Origin of the sequence: Marinoscillum luteum, assembly GCF_044005705.1 — a bacterium.
Classification (GTDB): Bacteria; Bacteroidota; Bacteroidia; order Cytophagales; family Cyclobacteriaceae; genus Marinoscillum; species Marinoscillum luteum.
This window is the reverse complement of record NZ_JBIPKE010000015.1, coordinates 497,437-506,029: the sequence shown is the minus strand read 5'-3', so window position 1 is coordinate 506,029 and position 8,593 is coordinate 497,437. Positions and strand designations below refer to the sequence as shown.

General features: G+C 39.6%; 8 protein-coding genes. 2 read left to right on the top strand and 6 right to left on the bottom strand.

Annotated features, from left to right (window positions below; translation table 11 throughout):
* Nucleotides 1-133 precede the first annotated feature (133 nt).
* A complete protein-coding gene (locus tag ACHKAR_RS09965) occupies nucleotides 134-730 on the bottom strand; it encodes a hypothetical protein (protein ID WP_395417297.1) in 597 nt (198 codons plus the stop codon).
* A 470-nt stretch (nucleotides 731-1,200) separates the two neighbouring features.
* On the opposite strand from ACHKAR_RS09965, the gene ACHKAR_RS09960 reads away from it, so the two are divergent.
* Together ACHKAR_RS09960 and ACHKAR_RS09955 are read left to right on the top strand one after the other, a co-directional pair.
* Nucleotides 1,201-1,683: a T9SS type A sorting domain-containing protein gene (locus ACHKAR_RS09960; RefSeq protein ID WP_395417296.1), complete on the top strand. Its 483-nt coding sequence runs from the start codon at nucleotides 1,201-1,203 to the stop codon at nucleotides 1,681-1,683.
* Nucleotides 1,680-2,891, top strand: a complete 1,212-nt coding sequence (locus tag ACHKAR_RS09955; protein ID WP_395417295.1) for a hypothetical protein — start codon at nucleotides 1,680-1,682, stop codon at nucleotides 2,889-2,891. The genes ACHKAR_RS09960 and ACHKAR_RS09955 overlap by 4 nt, the downstream gene beginning before the upstream one ends.
* A 20-nt stretch (nucleotides 2,892-2,911) precedes the next feature.
* Here ACHKAR_RS09955 and ACHKAR_RS09950 read toward each other — a convergent pair whose 3' ends face one another.
* From ACHKAR_RS09950 to ACHKAR_RS09930, 5 genes are all read right to left on the bottom strand, one after another.
* Nucleotides 2,912-3,583 (bottom strand): helix-turn-helix transcriptional regulator, encoded by a 672-nt coding sequence (locus ACHKAR_RS09950; protein WP_395417294.1) that lies wholly within the window; start codon nucleotides 3,581-3,583, stop codon nucleotides 2,912-2,914.
* A gap of 72 nt (nucleotides 3,584-3,655) precedes the next feature.
* Nucleotides 3,656-4,402: a CPBP family intramembrane glutamic endopeptidase gene (locus tag ACHKAR_RS09945; RefSeq protein ID WP_395417293.1), complete on the bottom strand. Its 747-nt coding sequence runs from the start codon at nucleotides 4,400-4,402 to the stop codon at nucleotides 3,656-3,658.
* Between the two features lie 521 nt (nucleotides 4,403-4,923).
* Complete coding sequence (locus ACHKAR_RS09940) at nucleotides 4,924-6,147, bottom strand: hypothetical protein (protein ID WP_395417292.1); 1,224 nt, start codon at nucleotides 6,145-6,147, stop codon at nucleotides 4,924-4,926.
* 208 nt (nucleotides 6,148-6,355) lie between these two features.
* Nucleotides 6,356-7,414 (bottom strand): hypothetical protein, encoded by a 1,059-nt coding sequence (locus ACHKAR_RS09935; RefSeq protein ID WP_395417291.1) that lies wholly within the window; start codon nucleotides 7,412-7,414, stop codon nucleotides 6,356-6,358.
* A gap of 112 nt (nucleotides 7,415-7,526) precedes the next feature.
* A complete protein-coding gene (locus ACHKAR_RS09930) occupies nucleotides 7,527-8,447 on the bottom strand; it encodes a hypothetical protein (RefSeq protein WP_395417290.1) in 921 nt (306 codons plus the stop codon).
* Between the last annotated feature and the right edge of the window lie 146 nt (nucleotides 8,448-8,593).

Here is an 8,593-nt window from a genome sequence, read left to right as displayed (position 1 = left end):
GTTTCAAAACCTGGCCTGTTAGTTAATGTTCCCCTATCAGTATCCTTTCTGGTTAAACATAATTTTAGAACATTAAGCTATGTCCTAATCTTGAAATAATTCAATGGGGTGAATCTAAAGGTCTGTTAGTGGCTTAATTCTTCTGCAATGGGTTTCTTTTCATTAGTTCATCCATCGTCATATCAAAGAATGAATACCAACGATCAACAAGGTATTGTAGTTCAGTGTGACTAACTCCAGCCTCATCAATTGGGGGGCCGTCCAACAAACCTTGTTTTCTTTCCTTAGTAATATGGACAGGTTTGAAGTTCATACCACTTGTTAATGGGTTCTCAGGATCAACTTCTATTACGTAAACAAGCCCTAAATCTTGATAGTGGCTAATTAAATCTCTCGGTTCAACTGCCTCTTTTATCCATTCCCAATATTCCTTCTCAATTTTTGATAATAAGGTGTCTGATTCTTTCTCTTTATCTACTATTTGCATAAATCCTCTAGCCTTCCCATTTTCTCTATACCTGCCAAAGGTGGTATGGGGCGAAATACCCTTGTAGAAATACCGAAAGACTTCAACCAACCTGTCTAAGGAAGTTTTAAGAGAAATAAATGTTGACTGAGCTTCTATTTGGTAGCTCAGCATATCAATTGAATTGTTCGATTGGCTGTCTTTGTCAATTAGAGTCAGGTAGTTGTTGAAATGATATGCAGGAGCGAGATATGAAGGTCTCATTCTATCCAATTTGTATGAAAGGTCGCTGAACCGATCATTCATTGAATCTTTGAATGAGTTAGACGGTGACCATGATCGTTCAAAGAATTGCTGCTTAATTCTGAGTATAGTTGATTCAATTTCAGTTAGGTCATACATCTTTATTTCGGGTAATTGCCACAACAACCGACTAACAACCTCTAATGGCTGCAAACCGCCTTATACCAAATCTAGCAGATTTTGAGTCCTGAACAAACCATTGTTGGCTATAGGGTAGGTTATCCGGGAAATGAGGGATTTGCTGTTAATTATCAGTCTTCCAGAGCTTACCCGGGGAGGTTTTTCACACTCAGGTCGGAAAGGGACTAACTCGCGACCTTCCCACGCTTTTGGGGGCTTATTTACTTTCTTGGAGTCCACCTGAAAAATCACGGAATTCCGTGATTTCAAATCGTGTACCAACTCAATATTTTTGATTCAAAATTGGGTTGATGGTGAAACTATTGTTACTGTTGAGAATTGTTTGTTTAACAACTATTACTGTCTCTGTTCAGGCTCAAGAAGCTTTTGCTGTAGCAGGTGGAAATCTCATTGAAAATACGGGTTCAGTTAGTTACTCTGTTGGACAAACCTTCTATTCCTATATCGCAGGATCAAATGGTTCAGCTACAGAAGGTGTGCATTACACCTTGAAGGTTGAGGTATTGAGCGTCAATGATGAATTGATTGATGGGCTTCAGTTGGACGTCTTCCCAAACCCTGCTTCCCACTTTTTGAAACTAGAATCCAAACAGTTTGAACTCAAAGACCTGAGCTATTCGCTTTTGGATATAAACGGACGCATCCACTTGATGGGTGAATTGCGCGAAAGATCAACAACAGTGAATCTTCAATTATTGCCTGCGGCTATTTACATTCTTCGGGTGACCGATGGAAGCAAAATCATCAAAACATTCAAAATAATCAAGCTATGAAAGCATTAAGGTGCTTTTTATCCGTTGGGTTGGTATGCAGTATTGCTTTAAGTCTATTTGCACAAGTAGCCGATAAGTTAAGTTATCAAGCGGTCATCAGGAACGCTTCCGGCAATGTCGTTTCCGAAAAGACGGTCTCATTTAGGGTAACCATCCTGCAGGGTTCAGCCACCGGAGCGTCGGTTTACACACAATCTCAAAAGCCGGTTACCAACGTCAGTGGACTCATCACAATTGAAATTGGAGGGGATGTTTCATTCTCTCAAATCGACTGGGGAGCAGGGCCATATTTTATTAAAACAGAGGTAGATCTAAATGGTGGGACGAATTATTCCATTTCGGGTGTTAGCCAGTTATTGAGTGTTCCGGTTGCCTTGTATGCTAAAACAGCAGAAACACTTAGAGGTGGCCTCACTGAAGCTGATCCTGTATTTGCTGAGTGGGACAAATCCGAAGGTATTTCTATAAGTGGGAGTCAAGTTACCGACTTGCAGGACTATCTGACTGAGTACAGCGAAAGCGACCCTGATTTTAATGCGAGTCCTGCTGCTTCTGTAACATCGAATGATCTGGTCAATCTTGGTAATCTGTCAGGGACAAATACGGGCGATCAGGACCTGAGTGGTCTGGCTACCACTGCTTTAGTAGAGTCAGTCTCAGCCGATGTTGCACAGCTTCAAAGTGAATTGAATGCCCTAAGCATAGATGGATCAGAAACCAGCCTGATTGCGGGTGATCAAATTTCTATTTCTGGTGAGGGTACCACAGAATCTCCTTATGCAATAAGTCTGGATCAAAAAGAATTGGCCTTCCAAAGGATTTCTGGGATCAGTCAATTTATTTTTTCAGGATCGCCCAATGTGTGGAGGCAGGTGACGGACCTATTGATCACAATAGATCTCGACGATGGAGCGGATGTGTTTGTTTCGTACAATGTTTCTGCTTTTGCGCCGAGTTATTATTCTACTCCCTATTTTGCGACCAGATTATTGGTTGATGAAGTGGATCAGGTCGGTATGCGGGTTATTACTTCACCCTCCAATGCCAGTCACTGCAATAATTCAATTAGTTCAATAATATCTCTCAGTGCCGGAACACATACTATTAGGGTCGAATATCGAACAAATTTTGTAGGCGATCCATTAAATAACTGGCCGGGAAACAATGACTATCAAAGTCGTTTGTTGACTGTAAGAGAACTAAGATAGATCCTATTCTAAGGCATAATTCACTCCAATTCAAAAGCCCTGGCGTATTGGATGAGCTCTGAGCTCTCTTTTACTCCGAGTTTTTTCTTTAGGTTTTTTTTGTGGCTGTCAATAGTATCTAACGATACGGAAAATTTTTCTGCAATCGTTTTATTAGTGGCTCCCTTTGCCAGCAGCAAGAGCATTTCTTTTTCTCGTTTGGTGAGGGTTCGATATACAGGGTAGTGATCCCGAAAGAACGTACTTTCTTCCAGCAACTGGCTTACTTTCTTTGATAAATGATGATTGGGATCAATTTGAATAGCATGAAAAATGGCCAGGAGAGGCCTTCCCTCAAAATCCTGCATGAATATTTTAGTTGAAGTAAAATACCATTGAAATTCAGCCTCTTCTGATGACCTTACTTGCTGAAATAATGTGAAGGTTTGATCCATATCATTTTGAGCCAGAAGCGCTTCCACTTTCACCTGATAGTAGGACGAATCTTTCATGTTGAAATATCGGTGATGATAATCCGCTCCCATATTCTGTAATTCTGCCAGCGTCACACCGAGTAGATCAGTACCGGATTTGGACATGAACTCGACGCTAAATCCCTTTTGAATATTGAGGATAATGACAGCACCAGGCATAAGGTTGGCAAAATCCTTTATAGATTCGATTCTTTGTTTGATTGCCGTTTCCAAATTCATTCCACAGAGGCGCGATTAAGTATAACATTTGTGTATGATGCGTACCCCGAAGGCTGTGCATTATGCATTTTGTTAGGGGTTTATTAGCTTTTTAAACTCTATTTTTTTATCCCAAGTCAACGGCATAAAAACCCAAAATAGTACCGAGATAGAAAAAATTATATAGGTGGTTTTGTTGCTAAATTCAAATAGTAGGTTGTACCATGCGTGAAATGTCACTGCTACTATAATCGACTTAGATTTATTTACACTTTCACCAAATAGAAAAGAAAGAACGGTGTTTGGTATAATAAAAAGAAGTGGTCTCAAAATTCTTGCAGTAATTGATCCCGACAATGTTCGTGTAGTGAAGTGCCAAAATTCCCACAATGTACCTATTATAAGATATTGCTTCCATTTTGGTAAATGATTAAGTTGGTCTTGTAAAAAGCCTCTCCAACCTAGCTCTTCACCTAAAGTAAAAAGGAAAATTCCACCAAAGTATATAGCGATGCGACCAATTGTTAAACCTTCATTGTCATAGTCTCCAAAAGTTAGGAATGCAATCATTGGAAGGCTCCAGAACAAAAAACTTTTGAGAATAGAGCTTCCAAAAAAACTGATTGTTTTTTTTATTTTTTCCTTAAAAATTAAGCTAGTAATTATCGCAGATAAACCAGGCCCCCACATTATAAAACAAGTTTTAATAATAGGGTCAATTTGTAGACTGTTCCAATTATCTGAATGAACATCTCGCCAAAAAAAGAAAGGCCATGAAAATAAACATGCCAAACAATAGAAGAAGATTACGGGCTTATATTTTCGGTAAAATTCTATCATTTAGTTTCTAAATTCTTTGCATTTTTTCAATAACCGCTAACAACCAGATCTCAACCCCAATCGCTGCAGTCGCCTTATACCAAATCTACCAATTTTTAACACCTGAACAAACCATTATTGGCTATAGGGGAGGTTATCCAGAAGATGTGGGATTTGCTGTTAATTATCAGATGGGTTTGTTGGAGACATCTCCATAAGATCAGGGGCTTTGTCTTACCCTTCGACGGAGCTCAGGGTGACAAAGCCAGCCATGTCCACTTATGGGCTTATACCTCGAATTCACGTTTATGAAGGGTTGATTGTCCTCTGAGCAGACAGTTACCGACTGCCGTGCCGCTTGTCATCCTGAGCAGGCAGTTGTAAACTGCCGTGTCGTTTGTCATCCTGAGCAGGCAGTTGCAAACTGCCGTGTCGAAGGATAAAGTGAAAGCAGCGACCGACACATAGGTCTGGCGGAAGTGAGGGACACGCCTAGTGAGGCGCACAGGTGGGCTTATCGCTCATCTACTCGATTATGATCTTTATTGGTTTTCAAGGCTCAGAACCTTTTCTTTCAGTTCTTGATTTTCCAACGTTAATTGTTGAACCTGCTTGTTTATGTCTATCATGTAAAGCGTAATCTCTTCTATCTTCTGAAGCAGTTTGGCGTTCATTTCTCCTAGATTTATCCCGTTTTCAGTTACTTCAGCCTCACTTGGGATTTCAGGGAGATGTCCGTTTTCAGCAATGTGTTTTTCAACCTCTTCAAGAGTTCGAAGTTCGTAATTATCATAGAAGACAAAGTCTGACCAATTAGCTTCAACTTTCACTTCCTTAGATCTAATACTTCCATTGACAGATAATTTGAAGTTCGGATCTGGGTTTGTGGTTCCAATTCCAACATGACCTTGACTAGTTATTCTCATTCTTTCAACTAAGTTGTTCGTCGTGCTATTCACCGAACTTGCCGTCCAAAACTTTAAATCAGCAGTACCTTCTGCTTCCATACCACCTCCGTTGGAAGCGTCTGTATTTGCCACTGAGCTTATTCTAGCTTGAGGAGTGCCGTTTGTATTATCATCCGTAAAAACGAAATCTAGATTAATCTCTGAGTTTTCGTTGATATCGCCTTCATTTTTCTCTAATATAAGCAGTGTTTGAGAACCGGAGGCGTCTTTATATAAATGCATTCTAGCATTTGGGTTTGTAATTCCAACCCCAATATTTCCATCTCCTCTCCAAGTCATAATATTGGATTGATATCCAGAGGCATTTGATCCGATAAATACGGAATTACCCGAAGCACCAGTTCCTAGGAAATTGCCTTTGAATAGGAATGATTCCCCATTCGATTCAGAAAAGTCTAAAAGCTTAACACCATCCAAAGCTCCGACATTCCTAATGCTAAGTTTAGATGTTGGAGTTGTAGTGCCTAATCCGAGATTGCCGTTTGATATGTAGTGATCACCAGAACCCAAAACCTGAAGATCGCTTTTTAGCCTAAGCGGTCTCCAAAGGACAATGTTTCCCGAAGTTCCATACAAGTTTAAATTTCCGTCATTATTTGTTCTAGTTTCAGGAGAGACATCAATTGTCCAATTTGCACTGGATTGCAACCATTGTATTCCTTCATTAACACCTGGATCATTAATCGTAATGTTATTAACATTTTTGATATTCTTATTTTGCATTTCCAAATCTTGCTGAGCTGAAAGTTGAAATGAAAAAAATAGTATTAGAATTAAGACCGTAATTTTTATTGACATCTTAGTATCTAGTTAGAAAGTGATTGATCGTAATGCCCGTGTATGGCGCTGTGTGCTCACCACTGGCTTAATTGCAGCAAAATAGCGAAATCTGCCGCGACCGGCAAGGGGTGACTCACAACGTGCCAGAGACCCACTACCTATTGCAGATTAATGGCTTTAGGGACACAGGAGAGATTTCAGGTTTTCTTGGTTTCATCTTAATATGTCATTTGTCTTCAAGAAGTTGAACTTTCTCTTTGAGCTCTGTATTTTCAGTTTCGAGTTGGTTCATTCGCCTATTCATATCGATCATGTATAGCGTCAATTCCTCAATCTTCTGAAGCAGTTTGGCGTTCATTTCTCCGAGATTTATCCCGTTCTCAGATACCTCCGCTTCGCTTGGGATTTCTGGAAGATGTTTGTTTTCTGAGATGTATGTTTCTACTTCTTTCAGAGTTGGTAATTTATAATCATTTGCAAAGACAAAGTCTGACCAACCATTTAAATCAACTCTGACCTCCTTCGTATGAATTGTACCATTTACTGCAAGTTTGGAATCAGGAGATTCAGTCCCCAAACCTAAATTCCCATTTGCAAGCATGGTCATTTTTGCATCAGTGAAATTGGACCATTGAAAAAGAGGTCGGGCAGATATTGCTGAATGAGAACTCCCATTGATTTGTCTAGAGTCAAAAATCATTAATGCATTGCTTCCGTTATCAGTTGATGAGGAGGTTGATGCAGTTAATCTCAGTGCTAGTCTGTTATCCGACTCATGGAAACCCACTATGGCTGGAATGAATTGTCCACCCGTTCCGGTGTTGTTTTGAATTGTTAAATAGTCAGTAGTAGCATCTGATACTTTCAATTTAATTAGATGTTCACCACCACTAACCGATTTAGTCAAAATGTCAAGTGAACTTGATGGGCTAGCAACTCCTAAACCTAAATTACCCTCATTAGAGAGTGACATTTTAGGTACATAATTACTACTTTCATAATGCTTCCACATGATATGGCTACCATTGTATAATACTTGATAGTAATTTGAACCATTTGCTTTAAACCTATACCCAATTTCGGGATGAATTGTACCATCGAAAGCCAATGAAACTCCAACGTTACCATTAGCTCCAGAAACACTGTTAATGGTAAGAGGAGCCCATGTTGCTGATGATCCGATCGCCAACTGACCGGAGGTGTAATTATTTTCATCATTTACCCACTGAGCATGCGCGAAATGACTAAGGGCAATGGGTATTAGAAGTAGAATTGTTTTTTTCATAATTTGGAAGATTTTGATTGGCGAGCATTACACAATTCAAATACTCATACCGGTAAGAAGCTATTGGCTTTCTGTTTTGTATTCAGTTTCAATGATGAAAGCCCCTTTTTAATTAATCGCTTGTTTTGGCCTTTTGCTCATTTTTCAGAGTGGTGAGTTCATTTTCTAACCTTTCTATCTTCTTAGAAAGTTCTTGGGTGTTTTTGTGCTCCTGGATAAGGTGAAGTGTCAATTCCTCAATCTTCTGAAGCAGTTTTGCGTTCATTTCACCTAAGTTGATCCCATTCTCAGTTACTTCGGCCTCACTTGGGATTTCAGGGAGATGACCATTTTCGTTTATATGTTGTTCGACTTCTTCAAGGGTTAGAAGTTCGTAATCTTTTTCAAAAACAAAATCTGACCAACCATTTAAATCAACTCTGACCTCTTTTGTATGAATCGTGCCATTTACTGCAAGTTTGGCATCTGGTGAGGTCGTTCCGATACCTACATCTCCTGTTTGATTGATTAGTAATTTTGTCTGGCCACCAATTAGAAAACCGAGTTTGTGGACTGAACCAGATCCTAGATAAACTCCATCTTCATAGGCAAGGAATGATCCCCACGCCCCGTCACCACGTCCTATTTTTATGCCAGTGTTTGAGTTATTCGAATGTACGTGTAGCTTTTCACCCCACTGGGTAGATGGAGTAGTTGTACCAATTCCTAGAATTCCGTTTGTATTTAGAAGTACCTTGGTACTACCGCCTATTAAAAATCCCAAATTATGACTAGACCCTGAACCTAGATACACAGCATTTTGATAGGCTAAAAATGAACCCGAAGCTCCATCGCCTCGCTCTATCTTAATTCCGTTGTTAGAGTTGGAAGAAAAAACATGAAGTTTTTCACCCCATTGCCCGCTTGGGTTTGATGTTCCAATACCTACATTCCCATTTGTCTTAAATGTTGTTCCATTTATAGTTTCATCATGCTGTGCTTTCGAGGCATAAGTAATCATGATTGCTATAATTAGGAATAATATTTTTTCCATAATCCTTTGTTTAAAATGGTGATTTTGATATTCAGTACTGATCAAACAACCGACTCTCAACCTCCTATAGCTGCAAGCCGCCTTATCCCAAATCTACCAATTTTTACTACCTGAACAAACCATTGTTAGCTATAGGGCGTGGCGAT